20 protein-coding genes are annotated in these 16,575 nt (G+C 41.8%); 1 reads left to right on the top strand and 19 read right to left on the bottom strand.

Annotated features, from left to right (window positions below; all coding sequences use genetic code 11):
* Positions 1–19: 19 nt before the first annotated feature.
* The 10 genes from panD to BA81_RS03615 form a co-directional block, all read right to left on the bottom strand.
* Complete coding sequence (gene panD, locus BA81_RS03660; RefSeq protein ID WP_024422780.1) at positions 20–403, bottom strand: aspartate 1-decarboxylase; 384 nt, start codon at positions 401–403, stop codon at positions 20–22.
* Complete coding sequence (gene panC, locus BA81_RS03655) at positions 396–1,262, bottom strand: pantoate--beta-alanine ligase (protein ID WP_034280455.1); 867 nt, start codon at positions 1,260–1,262, stop codon at positions 396–398. The genes panD and panC overlap by 8 nt, the downstream gene beginning before the upstream one ends.
* The gene (gene panB, locus BA81_RS03650; RefSeq protein WP_024422781.1) at positions 1,259–2,098 is read right to left on the bottom strand and encodes a 3-methyl-2-oxobutanoate hydroxymethyltransferase; all 840 of its coding nucleotides are present in this window, start codon (positions 2,096–2,098) and stop codon (positions 1,259–1,261) included. Before panB ends, panC begins: the two co-directional genes overlap by 4 nt.
* 197 nt (positions 2,099–2,295) lie before the next feature.
* On the bottom strand, positions 2,296–3,279 hold the full coding sequence (locus BA81_RS03645; RefSeq protein WP_034280452.1) for a biotin--[acetyl-CoA-carboxylase] ligase: 984 nt from the start codon (positions 3,277–3,279) through the stop codon (positions 2,296–2,298).
* Entirely contained in the window at positions 3,252–4,454 is a 1,203-nt protein-coding gene (locus BA81_RS03640) for a CCA tRNA nucleotidyltransferase (RefSeq protein WP_034280450.1), read from the bottom strand. Before BA81_RS03640 ends, BA81_RS03645 begins: the two co-directional genes overlap by 28 nt.
* On the bottom strand, positions 4,447–5,592 hold the full coding sequence (gene bshA / locus BA81_RS03635) for an N-acetyl-alpha-D-glucosaminyl L-malate synthase BshA (RefSeq protein ID WP_034280448.1): 1,146 nt from the start codon (positions 5,590–5,592) through the stop codon (positions 4,447–4,449). Before bshA ends, BA81_RS03640 begins: the two co-directional genes overlap by 8 nt.
* 2 nt (positions 5,593–5,594) lie before the next feature.
* The gene (gene bshB1 / locus BA81_RS03630; RefSeq protein ID WP_034280447.1) at positions 5,595–6,299 is read right to left on the bottom strand and encodes a bacillithiol biosynthesis deacetylase BshB1; all 705 of its coding nucleotides are present in this window, start codon (positions 6,297–6,299) and stop codon (positions 5,595–5,597) included.
* Positions 6,286–6,705 (bottom strand): methylglyoxal synthase, encoded by a 420-nt coding sequence (mgsA, locus tag BA81_RS03625; protein WP_034280445.1) that lies wholly within the window; start codon positions 6,703–6,705, stop codon positions 6,286–6,288. The genes bshB1 and mgsA overlap by 14 nt, the downstream gene beginning before the upstream one ends.
* 17 nt (positions 6,706–6,722) lie before the next feature.
* A complete protein-coding gene (gene dapB, locus BA81_RS03620; RefSeq protein WP_034280443.1) occupies positions 6,723–7,526 on the bottom strand; it encodes a 4-hydroxy-tetrahydrodipicolinate reductase in 804 nt (267 codons plus the stop codon).
* Positions 7,527–7,531: 5 nt separating this feature from the next.
* A complete protein-coding gene (locus BA81_RS03615; protein WP_024422788.1) occupies positions 7,532–7,867 on the bottom strand; it encodes a nucleotide pyrophosphohydrolase in 336 nt (111 codons plus the stop codon).
* Positions 7,868–8,004: 137 nt separating this feature from the next.
* Between BA81_RS03615 and BA81_RS03610 the strand changes: the two genes are divergently transcribed.
* Entirely contained in the window at positions 8,005–8,877 is an 873-nt protein-coding gene (locus BA81_RS03610) for a YitT family protein (RefSeq protein ID WP_024422789.1), read from the top strand.
* A 30-nt stretch (positions 8,878–8,907) separates the two neighbouring features.
* Here the strand turns inward: BA81_RS03610 and ypjB are convergent, their stop codons facing one another.
* From ypjB to aroA, 9 genes are all read right to left on the bottom strand, one after another.
* Positions 8,908–9,711: a sporulation protein YpjB gene (gene ypjB, locus BA81_RS03605; protein ID WP_034280441.1), complete on the bottom strand. Its 804-nt coding sequence runs from the start codon at positions 9,709–9,711 to the stop codon at positions 8,908–8,910.
* A gap of 65 nt (positions 9,712–9,776) precedes the next feature.
* On the bottom strand, positions 9,777–10,370 hold the full coding sequence (gene lhaT, locus BA81_RS03600) for a lipoprotein heptaprenylglyceryl N-acetyltransferase LhaT (protein ID WP_024428102.1): 594 nt from the start codon (positions 10,368–10,370) through the stop codon (positions 9,777–9,779).
* A gap of 100 nt (positions 10,371–10,470) precedes the next feature.
* Positions 10,471–11,238: a menaquinol-cytochrome c reductase cytochrome b/c subunit gene (locus BA81_RS03595; protein WP_024422792.1), complete on the bottom strand. Its 768-nt coding sequence runs from the start codon at positions 11,236–11,238 to the stop codon at positions 10,471–10,473.
* 41 nt (positions 11,239–11,279) lie between these two features.
* On the bottom strand, positions 11,280–11,954 hold the full coding sequence (gene qcrB, locus BA81_RS03590; protein ID WP_003215804.1) for a menaquinol-cytochrome c reductase cytochrome b subunit: 675 nt from the start codon (positions 11,952–11,954) through the stop codon (positions 11,280–11,282).
* Between the two features lie 2 nt (positions 11,955–11,956).
* Positions 11,957–12,463 carry a ubiquinol-cytochrome c reductase iron-sulfur subunit gene (locus tag BA81_RS03585; RefSeq protein WP_007500911.1) on the bottom strand — a complete coding sequence of 169 codons (507 nt, stop codon included), beginning with the start codon at positions 12,461–12,463 and terminating at the stop codon, positions 11,957–11,959.
* 144 nt (positions 12,464–12,607) lie between these two features.
* Positions 12,608–13,054 carry a YpiF family protein gene (locus BA81_RS03580; RefSeq protein ID WP_034280438.1) on the bottom strand — a complete coding sequence of 149 codons (447 nt, stop codon included), beginning with the start codon at positions 13,052–13,054 and terminating at the stop codon, positions 12,608–12,610.
* A 61-nt stretch (positions 13,055–13,115) separates the two neighbouring features.
* Positions 13,116–13,655: a ReoY family proteolytic degradation factor gene (locus BA81_RS03575; protein WP_008344562.1), complete on the bottom strand. Its 540-nt coding sequence runs from the start codon at positions 13,653–13,655 to the stop codon at positions 13,116–13,118.
* Between the two features lie 75 nt (positions 13,656–13,730).
* Positions 13,731–15,002: a tetratricopeptide repeat protein gene (locus tag BA81_RS03570; protein ID WP_034280436.1), complete on the bottom strand. Its 1,272-nt coding sequence runs from the start codon at positions 15,000–15,002 to the stop codon at positions 13,731–13,733.
* Between the two features lie 280 nt (positions 15,003–15,282).
* Entirely contained in the window at positions 15,283–16,569 is a 1,287-nt protein-coding gene (gene aroA / locus BA81_RS03565; protein WP_034280435.1) for a 3-phosphoshikimate 1-carboxyvinyltransferase, read from the bottom strand.
* Between the last annotated feature and the right edge of the window lie 6 nt (positions 16,570–16,575).

Below are 16,575 nucleotides of genomic sequence, written 5' to 3'. Positions count from 1 at the left end.
TGTTTCCATGGAGCTTGCGTTATAAAATCGTTCTCGCAGGCTCTTGCCCAATCATTTGTTCAATTTGATTTTGTTTATTTAACACGACCACTTTTGGTGTATGTGTCTTTGCTTCTTCTTCTGACAGCATCCCATAAGCGATAATAATGACTTCATCCCCTGGCTGAACGAGTCTCGCCGCCGCCCCATTTAGACAAATAACACCGCTCTTTCTTTCGCCGGGAATAATATATGTTTCAAGTCTTGCGCCATTATGATTGTTGACAATTTGTACTTTTTCATTTGCCATCATACCTGCCGCATCAAGTAAATCTTCGTCAATTGTAATACTTCCCACATAATGTAAGTTTGCTTCTGTTACCGTTGCTTTATGAAGCTTAGATGTCATAAAGGTTCTATACATGTTTTTCACCGCTTTCAGGAACATGGAAAATCACATTATCAATCAGTCTTGCCCGTGAAAATTTCACCGCAATCGCCATAATGACTTGACCTGTTAACTGCTCAAGCGGCTCAAGTTCTGGATATGAGTAGATCTCAATATAATCAATTTCTCCGCACGTCTGAACAAGTTCCTCTTCAATCAGCTGGTATACACGACTGACATCACGTTCACCTTTTTCAACAGCTGACCGGCCTTTTTTTAATGCGCGGTATAAAGCGGGTGCTTCTTGTCTTTCTTTTTCTGACAAGTACACATTCCTTGAGCTTTTCGCTAAACCGTCTTCTTCTCTGACTGTCGGTACAGATACAAGGTGAAGATCAAAGAAGAAATCCTTGATCATCGCATCGATCACAGCGACTTGCTGTGCATCCTTTAGTCCAAAGTAGACATTTGTTGGTGACACAAGATGAAACAGCTTTGTGAGCACAGTGACAACGCCGTCAAAATGTCCTGGGCGTTTTTTTCCGCATAAGACATCCGTCCGCTTTTGAACCGTCATCGTAATAGATGGTTCATTTTGGTACATTTCCTTCACATCAGGTGTAAATAAAATATCCACCCCTGCTTGTTCTGCAAGACGCTTGTCTCTTTCCATATCCCTCGGATAGGATTCAAAGTCTTCATTTGGTCCAAATTGCAAAGGATTGACAAAAATACTCATCACGACAATGTCATTTTGACCTCTTGCCTCTTTCGCAAGCGTCAGATGTCCTTCATGAAGAAAGCCCATCGTAGGAACAAAGCCGATGGAATGCTGCTTTTCTTGATGCTGCTTGATCAATTCTTTTAGCTCGTGAATATGGGTGACAACGTTCATTTTTTGATTCCCCCATATAAGCCATCAAGGACTTCTTCTTTGATATGAAACGTATGCATGTCCTCTGGAAATGTGCGTGCTTTTACTTCTTTTGTATATTGAATGAGCGCTTCTTCTAAAACAGTATCAATTTGCGCGTATTGTTTCACAAACTTAGGTGTTCTAGACACCCCGTATCCTACCACATCATGGTAAACGAGAACTTGTCCGTCTGCCTCAGCTCCTGCACCAATTCCGATCACAGGAATCTTCAGCATGTCGGTAATTCGTTTTGTCAGTTCGCCAGGTACGCATTCCAGCACAAGTGCGATCGCTCCGGCTTCCTCACATTTCAAGCTGTCTTCAATCAATTTTTGAGCACTTTCGTGGTCTTTTCCTTGCACTTTATACCCGCCAAGTACACCAACTGATTGAGGTGTGAGGCCTAAATGACTGACGACAGGAATTCCGCCTCTTGTTAAAGCTTGAATGGATTCAAATACTCCATCTCCGCCTTCTAGCTTTAAGGCATCGGCACCACTTTCTTGCATGATGCGTGCTGCATTTTTCATTGTTTCTTCTAACGAATAATGGTAAGACATAAATGGCATATCAGTCACAACAAATGTGTCTTTTGCGCCTCTTTTCACTGCTTTTGTGTGATGGATCATATCATCCATCGTGACTTGAACTGTGGAATCTAGTCCAAGTACAACCATCCCAAGTGAATCACCAACTAAGATCATGTCGACTTCCGCTTTTTCCGCTTGCTTTGCAGCTGGATAGTCGTATGCGGTCAGCATCACTATAGGTTCGTTTTGTTCTTTCATTTTGAAAAAATCTAGCTTTGTCTTCATTTGTTCCTCCTCATTCTGGAGAGGAGATGGCTTGCCTCACATCACATGCTTTGATTTCTCATGTGCGGCGAATCATCCCTCTGTCCAAGTCCCTTAGGATCAAGGCAGAAATTTATCGAATTTTTCTTCCTAACAGGTACAGTTCTTTGCAGATACTGCCCACACGAAGTATATCAAAAATGTGCCGGGTGTTCCACTCAAGTTGACTTGATCTCAATGTCTGCGGAGTAGATTTTTTGGATACCGTCCTCCGTTTCAAGCAATAAAACACCTTCTTCATTGATTCCAAGCGCCTTCCCCGTATATTGCCCATTGACGGTGCGGGCAACAATATGTTGACCGATCGTCATCGCAAACGATTCCCATAATTGTTTAATCGGCGCAAATCCTTGCTTCATGTAATCGTCATACCTTTTTTCAAAAGTGGACATCATCTGTTGTATGAGTGCAGCCCGATCCACTTTTTCATTCAGTTCCATTCGCAGACTTGTGGCGACATCCTTTAGTTCATCCGGGAAGTCATCAACTGTTTGGTTCACATTAATGCCCGGCCCAATGATGACCGCATGAACCTGGTCAGCTTCTGCTTTTAATTCAGTCAGAATGCCAACGACCTTTTTTCCATTCAACAAAATATCGTTTGGCCATTTAATAGATGGATTGAGTCCTGTTTGCTGCGCAATCGCTTCTGCGATGGCTACAGATGCCAAAAGCGTCATTTGCGGCGCTTTATGCAGCGGGATCTCAGGCCGGAGAATAAGACTCATCCAAATGCCTGTCCCATTTGGTGAATGCCACGTTCTTTGAAGACGCCCTTTTCCGTTTGTCTGATGATCGCTGACAACGATTGTGCCGTGGGGCGCACCTTCATTGACAAGATCATGGGCAATCAGCTGAGTGGAAGCGACTTCTTTCTGAAAGTAAATATGCCTGCCGAAGCTCTCTGTTTCCAGACCAAACAGAATTTCGTCCTCACTAATTTTGTCCGGTTTACGAAGCAGACGGTATCCTTTTCTTCTAACTGCTTCTACCTCATACCCCTCTTTTCGCAAGTCCTCCATATGCTTCCACACAGCTGTTCGGGAGCAGCCAAGCTCATCACAAATCTGCTGACTTGAGACAAAATCCTGGCTGGATTCTGTAAATAGTTCAATTAATCGTTTTCTAATTGCGGATCGCATGCTTTAAGCCACTCCTCTATGGCTTCTTTTCGGTTTTCTAAACGGTTTTGCAAAACGGCTTTTTTCACAAAATCAAGCTCCTCTGCAATCCATTTCCCAGACGGCTTTTGCCGAAAGGCCATTAAATCTTTTCCTGAAACAGCGAGGTCTTGGAGCTTTTTAATCGGAAGTGCATCATAAGAACGCTTCGCTGCCTCCAGTTCATCAAAGAAAATGCGGCGCTCATGTTTTAGCTGTGTAATCTTCAAACTAGATAAGAGCACGTGTTCACCAGCTTCAAACATGTTTTCCGCATCCCAGTCACAATCAACGTATTGACTAATAGCTACTGCGTCTTTCAAAAGCTTCGTTGACAGCTTCCATTCTTTTAAGAAGGCCGCAGCCTCCGCTTCATTTAAACCTAGCAAATGGATGCAAGCCCCCCATACCTCTTCTAGTCCATCCAGTAAGTAATATGGAAAGGCTTGAAAGGATTCATGAAGACGCTCCTCTTTGAGACCTGGCAATTCTTCATATAATTTGGTTGAAATGAGTACTTGAATGGCCTTCTCACAATGACGGCCTTTTAAAAGCTTCTCCATTTCAATCTTTTTGCGCTCAACTGATATGTTGGCAAGCAGATGCTTATCCTTTTTCATAGCTTCAGCCGTTTCATCAGCGAGTTCAAAGCCAAGCTGGCTTAAAAAACGGACAGCTCTCATCATGCGAAGCGCATCTTCTTGAAAGCGGCACGCAGGATCTCCTACGGTTTGAATTCGTTTCCGCTTAATATCCTGTTTTCCACCTACATGATCAATAATTTCCCCATTTATATCCATGGCCATCGCATTAATCGTTAAATCTCTTCTTAAAAGATCTTCCTTAAGCGACGTGATAAACGCCACTTCTTTCGGTCTGCGAAAATCTTCATATTCTGATTCCGTTCGAAACGTCGTGACCTCATAGCTGACACCATCATGCAACACAATGACAGTGCCATGCGCCTTACCGACATCTACTGTTTTTTCAAATAAGGACTCAACCTTATCAGGTGTTGCATCTGTCGCAATATCGATATCGCCGATTTCCCGTCCTAATAGAACATCTCTCACCGCTCCGCCGACAAAGTAAGCCTGATGCCCATGTTCGTGCAGTGTATGTAATATAGGGATCGCATGTGTGAATGGTTCATTCATCTTCATCATCACCTTCGATCAATTCTAGGTAAAGCTTCTCATATTCACTCACAATCTTATCAGAGGAGAAATGAGCCTGAACACTAGACTGAGCTGCCGCTGACACTTTTTCATGAAGCGCTTCGTCTTTCAGCAGAGACACTGCGTGCTTTGCTGCTCCATCTATATCGCCGAGCGGGACAAGAAACCCTGTTTCTCCATGTGTAATGACCTCTGGAATACCGCCGACATCCGTACCGATACAAGGGACACCGCATGCCATTGCTTCAAGAAGCACAAGCCCAAAGCTCTCCTTCTCCGAAAGAAGCAGCTTCAAATCACTTATTGAATAAAGCTCCTCAACCTTCTCTTGCTTGCCTAAAAACAATACGCGGTCTGTCAGTCCTAATTTTTTCACGAGTTCACATACAACCGATTTCTCAGGACCATCACCAATGAGCAGCAGCTTTGCCTGCACCTGTTCAGAAATCTTTTGAAACACATGAATCACATCATGCACCCGTTTCACCTTTCGAAAGTTTGATACATGGATGATGACCTTTTCGTTCGGTAAAAGACCATAATGTGTCTTTAACAAATCGTGATCTTCACGCAAATACACCCGTTCATCAACAAAATTATGAATCGTATCAATTTTTTTATCTGGTTTGATGAGATCGTATGTCTGCGCAGCTAATGATTGCGACACCGCTGTTACGCGGTCCGATGATTCGATGGCGAACCGGATCACTTCTTTTAATGATGGATCATAGCCTAAAACCGTAATATCCGTTCCATGAAGCGTCGTAACGACTTTCACAGAGTGTCCAGTCATTTGTTTGGCTAGAAACGCACAGACAGCGTGCGGGACTGCATAATGCGCGTGAATAATATCAAGCTTTTCTCGTTTTGCGACTTCTGCCAATTTACTTGCCAGCGCAAGGTCATAAGGCGGATATTGAAAAACTGCATATTGATTCACATCCACCTCATGAAAATAAATATTCGGATATACTTTATTAAGCCTAAACGGAATGCTAGAGGTAATGAAATGAACATCGTGCCCTTTTTCAGCTAAACGTTTTCCAAGCTCCGTGGCGATAATGCCTGAGCCGCCGACACTTGGATAACAAGTAATTCCGATCCTCAGTTTTTTCATAATTACCCCCCAAGTAAGTCATCGTCCAACAAAAGTGGTTTCTTTGTGATAAACCCTTCTGCATAAGCTTTGTTGACTTCTCTTCCATACATAGACTCTCTCATTTTGACAAAATCAATATAACCGTTCACAAGAGGTGTCTCTACTGAGTTTGCCGATTTAACAAATTGGCTTTTATACGCGTGCAAGCTATCAATTTTTTGGTGCATTTCCTTAGAAATATCGATCACAAAATCTGGACGATGGTGCCCATTAATCATGTAATAATACATTTGGCTTATTTTATGCGCTGGCTGCTTGTATGAATCTTCAAATTTATGTATACCTGCAGAAAAAGCGGCCTCTTCTACAAGTGAGCCCGCATGGCCATGATCTGGATGCCGATCTTGGTGGTACGGAGCGAAAATCAGTTTCGGTTTGTATGTTCGAATCACGCCCGCAATTTCCTTCATCGCTTCGTCATTTAGATACAGCCCTCTATCTGGCAGTGTAAGCTGGATTCTCGCTCTGACACCTAAAATAGCGGCGGCGGCTTTTGCTTCTTCTTTGCGGCTCTCTACTGTTCCATTTGAAGATAATTCGGCCTGGGTCAAGTCGCAAATCCCGACGCGCGCCCCTTTTTTTACGTATTTTGCAATCGTTCCGCCCATTCCGATCTCTACATCATCGCTATGGGCACCGAATGCAAGGATATCAAGTCGTTTCATTTGTTCCTCCGTTTTTTGCTACATCTCGAAAATCAAACGTACCTTTATTTAAATTCCTGACTAAAATTTCAGCAGTTCCCATATTGGTGGCTAATGGAATGGTATACACATCGCAAAGCCGGATGAGTGCAGATACATCCGGTTCATGCGGCTGCGCAGTTAGCGGGTCTCTAAAAAAGAGCACAAGATCCATTGCATTATCAGCAATTAAAGCACCGATCTGCTGATCTCCCCCAAGTGGTCCTGATTGGAAACGATGAATGGGAAGCCCCGTCGCTTCTTTCACTCTCAAACCTGTTGTCCCTGTTGCGTAAAGTGTATGATCTGCCAAAATATCACGATACGCGGTGGCAAACTGAATCATGTCACTTTTTTTCTTATCATGAGCGATTAAAGCAATGTTCATCAGGAATCCACTCCTTATTAGTCGATGATATTTTCTAAACCATAAACGAGCTGATCAATGTGCATGACCTGCTCTACTGAAAGCTTCACGCCTGACATAAAGGATGCACGGTTATAAGAATCATGACGAATGGTGAGCGTCTGTCCGTCCATTCCAAACAGCACTTCTTGATGTGCAATCATACCAGGAAGTCTCACGCTATGCAGACGGATACCATCATAATCGGCTCCTCGTGCCCCTTCGATTAATTCTTTCTCTTCTGGGTGTCCCTGCTTTTTGCTTTCTCTTACTTCTGCAATCATTTCAGCCGTTTTTAAGCCCGTACCGCTTGGGGCATCTAGTTTTTTATCGTGGTGAAGCTCAATGATTTCAACGTCAGGGAAATAATTCGCGGCCATTTTGGCAAATTTCATCATTAAGACCGCACCGACAGCAAAGTTTGGTGCAATAATACAGCCTATGCCCTTTTCTTCTGTTAATTGCTGAAGCTCTTTTAGGTCATCTTCTGAAAATCCAGTTGTTCCTACGACTGGACGCACGCCATGTTCAAGTGCTTTTTTTGTATGTACTTTCCCGATTTCAGGTGTTGTCAGATCAATTAATACATCTGGTGCTGTTTCTGAAAGACACACATCAATATCCGTATAAATCGGTGCATTAGATGTCGTATGAATCACATCAGATAATTTTTTTCCTTCATGCGTGTGATCAAGTGCGGCCACCAGCTCAAAATGGCCTGTTTCTTCCGCCAGCTTCACAGCCTCTATCCCCATTCTTCCTCTTGCTCCAGCGATTACTACTTTGATGGTTTCGTTCGTCATCGTCTCTACTTCCCTTCTTTTTTCGTCCAGCGGTCTTTATCTCTTGTATTGAATTTATGCATCACACGATCATGTGCTTCTTCTAGTGAAATATCAAGTGAATTAGCGAGGCATGTTAACACAAACAAAACATCGCCAATTTCTTCTTCCATGCTTTTTTCTGTTTCCGTTGTTTTTTTCGGCTTTTCTCCATAGTAATGGTTAACCTCTCTTGCCAGCTCCCCTAATTCTTCTGTCAGGCGGGCCATCATCGCAAGCGGGCTGAAATAGCCTTCTTTAAATTGTCCTATGTAATCATCTACTTCTTGCTGCACGTGACGCAGCGTTTTTTCTTTCGTCATGAAGCTCATCCTCCTATCCATCTCTTACATGTTAGCGAAATCATAAATATTTGACAAATGTTTAAGACTCAGTTTGCTTGTTTCTCTCCCATACCATATAATATTATCGCTGTCTAAGCAAAAAAAGGAGTGGTCTCTTGCTAAAAGAAATTCGTCTTAAAAATATCGTATTTATTTTAATAGGATCTGCGATTTTTTCTTTCGGTCTTGTTCATTTTAATATGCAGAACAATTTGGCGGAAGGCGGATTTACAGGTATTACACTGCTTTTATATTTTCTATTTCACATTGACCCATCTATTTCAAACCTTGTCTTAAACATTCCGATCTTTTTTATAGGCTGGAAAATGCTTGGCAGAACGATGTTTACTTATACAATTGTAGGAACAGTGAGTCTTTCTGTCTTTCTTGCCATCTTCCAGCGCTTTCAAATACATATGCCTCTCCAGCACGATTTAGCCTTAGCCGCCCTCTTTGCAGGTGTATTTATCGGAACAGGCCTCGGGATCATCTTTAAATTCGGCGGTACAACAGGCGGTGTGGACATCATTGCAAGACTGATCAACAAGCATTATCAGGTGGCAATGGGACGAACAATGTTCATCTTCGACGCATGCGTCATTACCATCTCTCTGACCTACTTAAATTATAAAGAAGCGATGTATACACTTGTCGCAGTGTTTGTTGCTGCGAAGGTCATTGACTTCATGCAGGAAGGCGCTTACGCTGCCAAAGGCGCCATGATTATCTCTGAAAAAGATGACATCATTCAAAAGAAAATCACGGATGAAATGGAGCGCGGTGTCACCATCTTAAAAGGGGTCGGTTCCTATACGAAACAGGAGCGCAACGTCCTTTATTGCGTCGTTCCGAAAAACGAGCTTGTCCACCTTAAAAGCGTCGTGACCTCAGTCGATCCTCATGCGTTTGTATCTGTCAGTGACGTGCATGATGTACTCGGTGAAGGCTTTACATTAGATGAACACAAAAAGCCGCTCAATCCACATTAAAAAAGAAGCACCAGTTTTGGGCTTCTTTTTTTATGATTTAGGATAATCAGCCTGACGTTTTTGCTTCTTTTCTTTTTCAGCACGATATTTCCGAAATCCAACATACGTTAACGTTAATAAAATGATACTCCCGGTTGTTAAGATGACCCATAAAAGCGATGGATCAGCTTCATCTTCATCGACGTGAGCAAACACACTCGATAAATCCTCTTCCAGCTTCGTGAGACGTTCAAGCTTTGTCCCACTTGATGCTTTTAAAAACTCACCTTGCTCAATCACTTCCATGTGCTGCTTAATCGTCTGGAGCTTTTCAGGCGAAATATCAATGGTTAAACTCGGATAGATCATATCGTATAAAGAAACCAGCTCATTCCAAGTTTCATAAAATGTCGTCGACTCTGGATCTTTTACTTCTTTTTTCAAAGTAGGAAAAGACCCCATAATGGGCTTCTCCAGCGAACCCCAAAGAGGCTCAGAATCCGACTGGATCGCATCAAGCAGCATTCTAAATTGAGAGGCATAACGAAGCTTTTCGCGCTCATTCAATTCTTCTTGCGGCAGCCCTTTTATCATATCTTGATAGCCAAGTGTAATTTGCCGAATCTGCGTATTCGTCAAAGTTCCACGCCAATTCTCAGCTTTAAATGTCTTTTCAACATACAATGCGACTTGTAACGCCTCATCATATTTAGCTTGTCTCGTTAATTGAAAGATGGAATCTGATAGTTCCGTTAATTCTTGCAGCGTGTTAGCAGCTGTTTCCTCACCTTTGGCAACTGCTGGATGTAATACGAGAAAAAATAATAGAATCATCGCGATTGGCTTTCGTTTCATGCAAGTCCCTCCTAGCCCTTCTCCTTACAGCGTATGAAGAAAAGGACAAGGTTAGACCAACATTGTTAAGGGAGTTCCAGCTTGACCGATTTTTTCGATAGAACGAGATAATACGAAACAAGAAGAACCGCAATACTTAGCCAAAACGTCACGTAGCCGATCTCGTTTGAGTAAGCAGACAGCATAGAATAACGGGGCATCATACCAAATACATAATCAATTACATCATTATGTAAGATCCAAATGCCTGCTACCACGAGATGACGCATTTGAAAACGATAATATGGCGCAAACAATACAGCCTGAACCGCCATCGCAAAGTGAGACCCAATCAGCATGTATCCTTCCCACGGAAAATCATCAACAGATAAAAGCACAAAGATATTCATTCCTACTGCCCATAACCCATATTTAATCAAGGTCACAAGAGCAAGTGCTTCAAAATAAGGAGCATTTCGTTTCATCAAAAACGCAAGTAATACAAATAAAAAGAAAAAGCTGGCCGTTGGACTGTCTGGTACAAAAGCTAAAAAGACAGCCGGTGTCTCTACGAGCTGCGGAATATACCAATAGTAGCCGTACACAGTGCCAAGGAAATTGATCATAAGCACCAGCACAAGCATGTAGCGCGTCGCTAGCAAATATTGAATCCATCTCATATGTCTCTTCACTCACGATCTGTTAAAATCAGAAAAAAGCTGACAGCGCCAGCTTTTTCTCTTTTGAGTATATCCTTGTACTTGCATTTAAACAACTGAATTATTTTGATTTGACCTCAGATAAATATTTAGAGAGCTTCTCGAGTTCTTCATCACTGCCTTTAAAAACACCCTTCGGCATGTTGCCTTTTCCTTCTACAGCGATTTTAGCGATCTCCTCAGGCGAAAGACCGTTGTCAACAAGTGACGGTCCAGCTGCTCCGCCCTGCATATTATCCCCGTGGCAGGAGATACATGTCTGCTCTTGATAAATTTTATACTCTTCAGCTGAAGTATCAATCTCTGCTTCTTTCTTAATCTCACCTTGTTTTGCCGCTGCTTCCCAATCATGAGTTGCAACAGACTCCCACGTTAAATATGTTGCTGCGCCGACTGCAAGAATCATCATCCCGACTGCAATTGGTCTTCTATACGGTCTGCGTTCTGGACCTGAATCAAGAAATGGTGCGAGCAAAAGTGCACCAAACGCAATTCCAGGCATAATCATCGCGCCGACGACAGTGAAGTTTCCTGCAGCAAATTCATATTTTAATAACTGGTACAAAAATAGGAAATACCAGTCTGGCAGCGGAATATAGCCAGTATCTGTTGGATCAGCCATCCGCTCAAGCGGAGGCGCATGAACAACAGTTAGGACAAGAAATCCAATTAAAAAAACGGCACCTACAAGCCATTCCTTTAAAAGAAAGTTCGGCCAAAAGGCTTCTGTTTTTCCCGGATATTCGGAATAGTCTTTAGGTATGTTAGGTTTTCTTTCTGCCGGTATTCTGGAATCTCCGACAAACTTCATCCCTTTTCCCCTATGCAAAGTCATCCCCTCCTCATTGAACATTCATCAAACGCAGCATTTTAAAGCGGTCCAGAAATTCCTTGCTTACGAATCATAATAAAGTGGGCAGCCATCAGCCCAAATAATGCCGCTGGCAAGAAAAAGACATGGATAGCGAAAAATCTCGTCAGCGTTTGTGCCCCTACAATGTCAGGATGACCTGCAAGCAGCGTTTTGATCTCTTTACCAATGAAAGGTGTTGCTTCTGCTATTTGAAGACCAACCTTCGTCGCAAACAGCGCCTTCATATCCCATGGTAAAAGATAACCTGTAAAACCAAGTCCAAGCATCACAAAGAAAATGAGCACACCAACAATCCAGTTCAGCTCTCTAGGCTTTTTATACGCCCCTTGGAAAAAGACCCTTAGCGTATGTAAAAACATCATCACAATAACTAAACTCGCACCCCAGTGGTGCATCCCTCTGACAATCTGGCCAAATGCCACTTCATTTTGCAAATAATAGACAGATTCCCAGGCATTTTTAATATCCGGCACGTAATACATCGTTAAAAACATGCCCGAAAGGACTTGAATGACTGTCACAAAAAACGTTAAACCGCCAAAACAATACACAAAAGCGGAGAAATGATGTGCTGGATTGACGTGCTCTGGCACCTCGTGATCTGCAATATCTCTCCATATTGGTGTAATGTCCAGCCGCTCATCTACCCAATCGTAAATCTTGTTAAGCATCGTTACCCTTCCCCTTTCGGCACAGCTTTTCCAAGATAGAGGTATCCGTCCTTCACTTGCTGCTTATAATGGTCAAGCGGTGCAAGCGGTGGAGTTCCGGGTACGTTTGTACCATCCTTGTCGTACAGCCCATAATGGCACGGGCAGAAAAATTTGTTTGGATTTTTCGGATCACTGTTCCAGTTCACTGTACATCCTAAATGTTTACAGATTGGTGATAAAGCGACAATTTCATCCCCTTCTTTGTACACCCATGCTGACCTAGATTCCTTTGACTCGTACCATGCATCTACTTGATCAATTTTAAAGTCAAAGCGCTTCGGTTCCTTTGTCAGTTCATCTACACTGACAACTTGAACCATATCCTGATCCTCTGTTCCTTTTAGCACAGGGTCAAGCGCAAAGCGAACCATAGGCATGAGCATTCCAGCGGCCATAAATCCCCCCACGCCGGTCAACGTGTAATTCAAAAATTGACGCCTGGACACTCCATGTCTCTTCTCGCTCATTTTTTTCTCCCCCCCTCAGGTCGTCAGCTACTTTATAACTGAATTAGAAAAAATTTCATAAAACTAGGACACCCTCATAATATATCAATCTATTCACAAGGTCAACATCCTAAAAAGCTATGTACAATGCAAATGTAAGGGTTTTTATGAAGGGTTCCATTTTTGTAACAAAAAGTTCAAAATTTGTTCTACACTGTCTTGAATCACTTTTTGCTTTAATTCAACCTTCAAATGCTCCAGCGGAACCGGCTTGAGCAAAAATAGCGATTCACTGATCTCAGTATGCTCTTTCCACTGGTGATCAGATGTGATCAATACGACATGCTGAAAATGATCTTTGAGCGACTGCTTCATTGTGAGTATGTCTTCTTGTTTCCGGTCACTCACTTCCAAATATGTATGTGGCGGAAAAAGAAAAACCCGCCCTTTTAACTGTCTTTCAAGTTCATCTGCTACAAGAATAGTAAACTCTCCTAAAGACACGGTTTGTTTCATTTGATCGGCATCAATCCCAACTAATGGAATGATAGCGGTATCAATGTAAGCTTTAGATTGCAAAAAGCGATCCGCGTCCTCTGCTTGAAACTTCATCGATTTCCCCTCTTTCATGACATAAGCCCTGCCTGTATAGGGCAAGGCTTATTCGCTCAGTTTATGACAATAGGCTTAATTCTTTTGCCAGCTTATTAAATGTTTCTTGATCATGACGGTCAAGTGCTTCATCTATCTCTTTCATGAGCCGTTCTTTTTGGAAAGTTGCGATTGAGTGCTCAAGCACTTTCTCAGCAAGATCCTTATCTTTTTCGTTCTCATAAAGATCCTTTGGAATATGAGGATTTGTTTCAAGAACAGCTGCATATTCCGGCGAACGATAAGCAGAACGGAAATTCAATTGAATAAACAAATCCTGCTGTTTATTCAAACGAATATCATGAAATGACTTTTCAGCATCTGTCGTCATGATGTTTTCTTTATAAAATCTAAAGGGAACTTCATCCACACAGTGTGTTGACATGATGATTCCCCTTGGGCAAAATTCTGCTTGCTCTACAAAATGAACCTTTTCCATCAAAGAGTCGTGACTCATTAAATAATTTAATATCCAAACACACTCTCTTCGCTTTAGCTGATAATGGTTTAAGAACCACCGGATAAATTCCTTTTTTTCATTGACAGAAACAGGGGTCTGCATGTTATTCCCTCCTCTATCGTAAATTAAATTGCTATACATGAATTATTCAACAAACCAGTTCTTCATTCCTGCAAACTATAAGGAAATTTCGTCTTCAATTCTTAAAATCGTTTCTTCAATTTCTTCATTCGTGCCATCTTTCTCTAGAACTTTGCGTAATAACGGCAATGCTTCTTTTTGTCTGCCCTCTTCTAAAAGGAACGAAGCGTATTCATATAAAAAGTCACGTTCCTCATCAAAATCAGGCAGGGCAAGCTTGAAATACTCGGCAGCTTCTTTGTATTCTTCTCGCCCGACAGAAGCAGATGCAGCATACCAATTCCATTTTGGATCATCTTCCCCAAAGCTTTTAACCTCTTTAATAACATCCAGAATTTCATCAAACAGCTCTTCATTTAAATAGATCGCCAGCAATGTTTGAACTGCTTCAATATAACCCGGATCGAGAGCAAGTGCTTCTTGAAGCAGTTTTTTCGCATCTTCTGAATCCCCATTTTTCAAATCAATCTTGGCACCATATAAATATAATTCTTTGTTATACTCATCAACTTTAATACCCTCTTTTACTACCTCTAAAGCCTCGTGATATAGTCCTTCTTCCTCATAACTTTTCGCTAAAGGCATATAAAGTGACGAATAGGAGGGATCAATATCTTTCAGTTCTGTAAGCTGCTGAATGGCTGTTTTCGTTCTGCCAGCCCTCATTGCTGTAAATCCGTAGCCAAAAAGAGTATTCGGGTCTGCTTGATCTTTTACTGCCTTTTCATACCATTCAAGTGCATCCTCAAATTCTCCAGCTGTGCTGAGCGATTCAGCGAGCCGCTGATACACATTGACACCGCCAACCTCATGCTGTTGATCTGCCACTTTGTAGAAATAATCGGCCGCTTTCTTTGAAAGACCTTGAGAAAAATACAACTCACCTAATGCAAAATCGATGATGGCTTCATTCGGAAGTAGTTCTTTCGCTTTTAAAAGCTTTTGTTCACTGACTTCAAATAGTCCTTGCATTTGATACAAATCTGCCATTAACAATAAACTCTCTGGGTACGCATCATCATCTTCAGGAATCGTTTCTAATACTGCAATCGCCTTCTCTTCATCATCAGAGTCAATCAACAGCTCTGCATAAAAACACGTTAAACCTGTTTCCTCTGGATATAAATCATGTAAATCACTGATGAGATTCCGTGCTTTATCGATATCTCCCCAATCATAATATAATTGAGCCGCTTGCGCCTTTTCTTCATCATGCAAATGCTTCTCTGCTTGAGCAAGTGTTTGGAGTCCTTTTTCAGTCTCACCCGCCTCAACTAATTTTATGGCTTCTTGTAATGAACTATTCAAATCAAACCGTTCCTTTCTGTTTCCAAAAACCTAAACTATTGTTACTTCATATCATAATCGACAGGTACACATCCAGCAAATATGTTGCTCTTTTAAAATGAACCCATTTTTGTGTTTTAAAGACTGTTTTTCATTTCATCCTATACGAAACTGATGATTTGTAAACTGCAGACACTATTTTTATCGGACAAAATGTTTTTTTTCAAGGTTTCACCTTGAGACAAGCTATGCTATATTTCTGACAAATATGCAAAAGGAAAGAAAAAGCCTGAGGACCTCCTCAGACTGTTTTCGTTAAATATTCAATGTGTTCAAAGAAATTCGGGTATGAGACACGAACAGCATCTGTATCTTCAATCTCAATTGCTTGCTTTGTCACACATGCGGCAATTCCCAGCATCATACCGATACGGTGATCTCCGTAGCTTGAGACGACTGCGCCGCCTTGAAGCGTAGTTTTACCATGAATCTTCATACCATCATCTGTTGCTTCAATATCAGCACCGAGTTTTTTAAGTTCTGATACGACTGTATCAATTCGATTGGTTTCTTTAACTTTTAACTCAGCAGCATCTTTAATGATCGTTGTTCCTTCTGCTTGGGTCGCAAGAAGCGCAATAATCGGAATTTCATCGATGAGTCTTGAAATCATGTCACCAGAAATTTCAATCCCTTTTAATGATGAAGTAGAAATCGTTAAATCACCATACGGTTCTCCGCCTTTGGCATCTACTTCATTAATCTCAAGGTTTGCACCCATAAGTTTCAGCACATCAATAATACCTGTTCTTGTTTTGTTTAACCCGACATTTTTTAAGACAATCCGGCTGTTAGGAACGATTGATCCAGCTACAAGGAAAAATGCAGCTGAAGAGATGTCTCCTGGAACAAATATATCTGTTGCTGTTAATGTCTGGCCGCCTTCAATGGAAACACTTTGTTCATCTTCATCTAGTTTTACACCAAACATAGAGAGCATTCTTTCTGTATGATCTCTTGATTTATGAGGTTCAGTTAAAGTCGTTGTTCCCTCTGCTTGCAGCCCAGCTAAAAGGACAGCCGACTTAATTTGTGCACTTGCCACCGGGGACTCATAAGAGATTCCTTTTAAATGACCGCCACGAATAGACAGTGGTGTAAACTCGCCATTTGCTCTGCCGTCTATTTTGGCTCCTAGTTGTTTAAGCGGACCCGTCACACGTTTCATTGGTCTTTTGGCAATACTCTCATCACCGATTAGTGTACTGTGAAACTCACAACCAGCTAATATTCCCAACATTAATCGAATGGTTGTACCAGAATTGCCAACATCGAGAATGTCAGACGGCTCCTTGAGCTCTTTCAGTCCTTTACCATGAATGACAACATCTGTCCCTTTTTGTTCAATTTCAACGCCCATCTTTCTAAAGCAATCAATCGTACTTAAACAGTCAGCTCCAGGAAGAAAGTTTTTCACTACTGTGGTCCCTTCAGCAATTGCACCAAACATCACTGATCTATGTGAAATAGATTTATCACCTGGGATATGAATTTCTCCATTCATAGGAGCATTTTTATGAATTTTCATGTTTGT

It is taken from the genome of Bacillus safensis FO-36b (assembly GCF_000691165.1).
GTDB classification, from domain to species: Bacteria; Bacillota; Bacilli; order Bacillales; family Bacillaceae; genus Bacillus; species Bacillus safensis.
This window is presented reverse-complemented; position numbering and strand designations above follow the sequence as displayed.

Excerpts from the sequence above, each read along its gene's own strand:
- panD (WP_024422780.1), bottom strand. The coding sequence starts at position 403 with ATGTATAGAACCTTTATGACATCTAAGCTTCATAAAGCAACGGTAACA.
- panC (WP_034280455.1), bottom strand. The coding sequence starts at position 1,262 with ATGAACGTTGTCACCCATATTCACGAGCTAAAAGAATTGATCAAGCAG.
- panB (WP_024422781.1), bottom strand. The coding sequence starts at position 2,098 with ATGAAGACAAAGCTAGATTTTTTCAAAATGAAAGAACAAAACGAACCT.
- BA81_RS03645 (WP_034280452.1), bottom strand. The coding sequence starts at position 3,279 with ATGCGATCCGCAATTAGAAAACGATTAATTGAACTATTTACAGAATCC.
- BA81_RS03640 (WP_034280450.1), bottom strand. The coding sequence starts at position 4,454 with ATGAATGAACCATTCACACATGCGATCCCTATATTACATACACTGCAC.
- bshA (WP_034280448.1), bottom strand. The coding sequence starts at position 5,592 with ATGAAAAAACTGAGGATCGGAATTACTTGTTATCCAAGTGTCGGCGGC.
- bshB1 (WP_034280447.1), bottom strand. The coding sequence starts at position 6,299 with ATGAAACGACTTGATATCCTTGCATTCGGTGCCCATAGCGATGATGTA.
- mgsA (WP_034280445.1), bottom strand. The coding sequence starts at position 6,705 with ATGAACATTGCTTTAATCGCTCATGATAAGAAAAAAAGTGACATGATT.
- dapB (WP_034280443.1), bottom strand. The coding sequence starts at position 7,526 with ATGACGAACGAAACCATCAAAGTAGTAATCGCTGGAGCAAGAGGAAGA.
- BA81_RS03615 (WP_024422788.1), bottom strand. The coding sequence starts at position 7,867 with ATGACGAAAGAAAAAACGCTGCGTCACGTGCAGCAAGAAGTAGATGAT.
- ypjB (WP_034280441.1), bottom strand. The coding sequence starts at position 9,711 with ATGAAACGAAAGCCAATCGCGATGATTCTATTATTTTTTCTCGTATTA.
- lhaT (WP_024428102.1), bottom strand. The coding sequence starts at position 10,370 with ATGAGATGGATTCAATATTTGCTAGCGACGCGCTACATGCTTGTGCTG.
- qcrB (WP_003215804.1), bottom strand. The coding sequence starts at position 11,954 with ATGCTTAACAAGATTTACGATTGGGTAGATGAGCGGCTGGACATTACA.
- BA81_RS03585 (WP_007500911.1), bottom strand. The coding sequence starts at position 12,463 with ATGAGCGAGAAGAGACATGGAGTGTCCAGGCGTCAATTTTTGAATTAC.
- BA81_RS03580 (WP_034280438.1), bottom strand. The coding sequence starts at position 13,054 with ATGAAGTTTCAAGCAGAGGACGCGGATCGCTTTTTGCAATCTAAAGCT.
- BA81_RS03575 (WP_008344562.1), bottom strand. The coding sequence starts at position 13,655 with ATGCAGACCCCTGTTTCTGTCAATGAAAAAAAGGAATTTATCCGGTGG.
- aroA (WP_034280435.1), bottom strand. The coding sequence starts at position 16,569 with ATGAAAATTCATAAAAATGCTCCTATGAATGGAGAAATTCATATCCCA.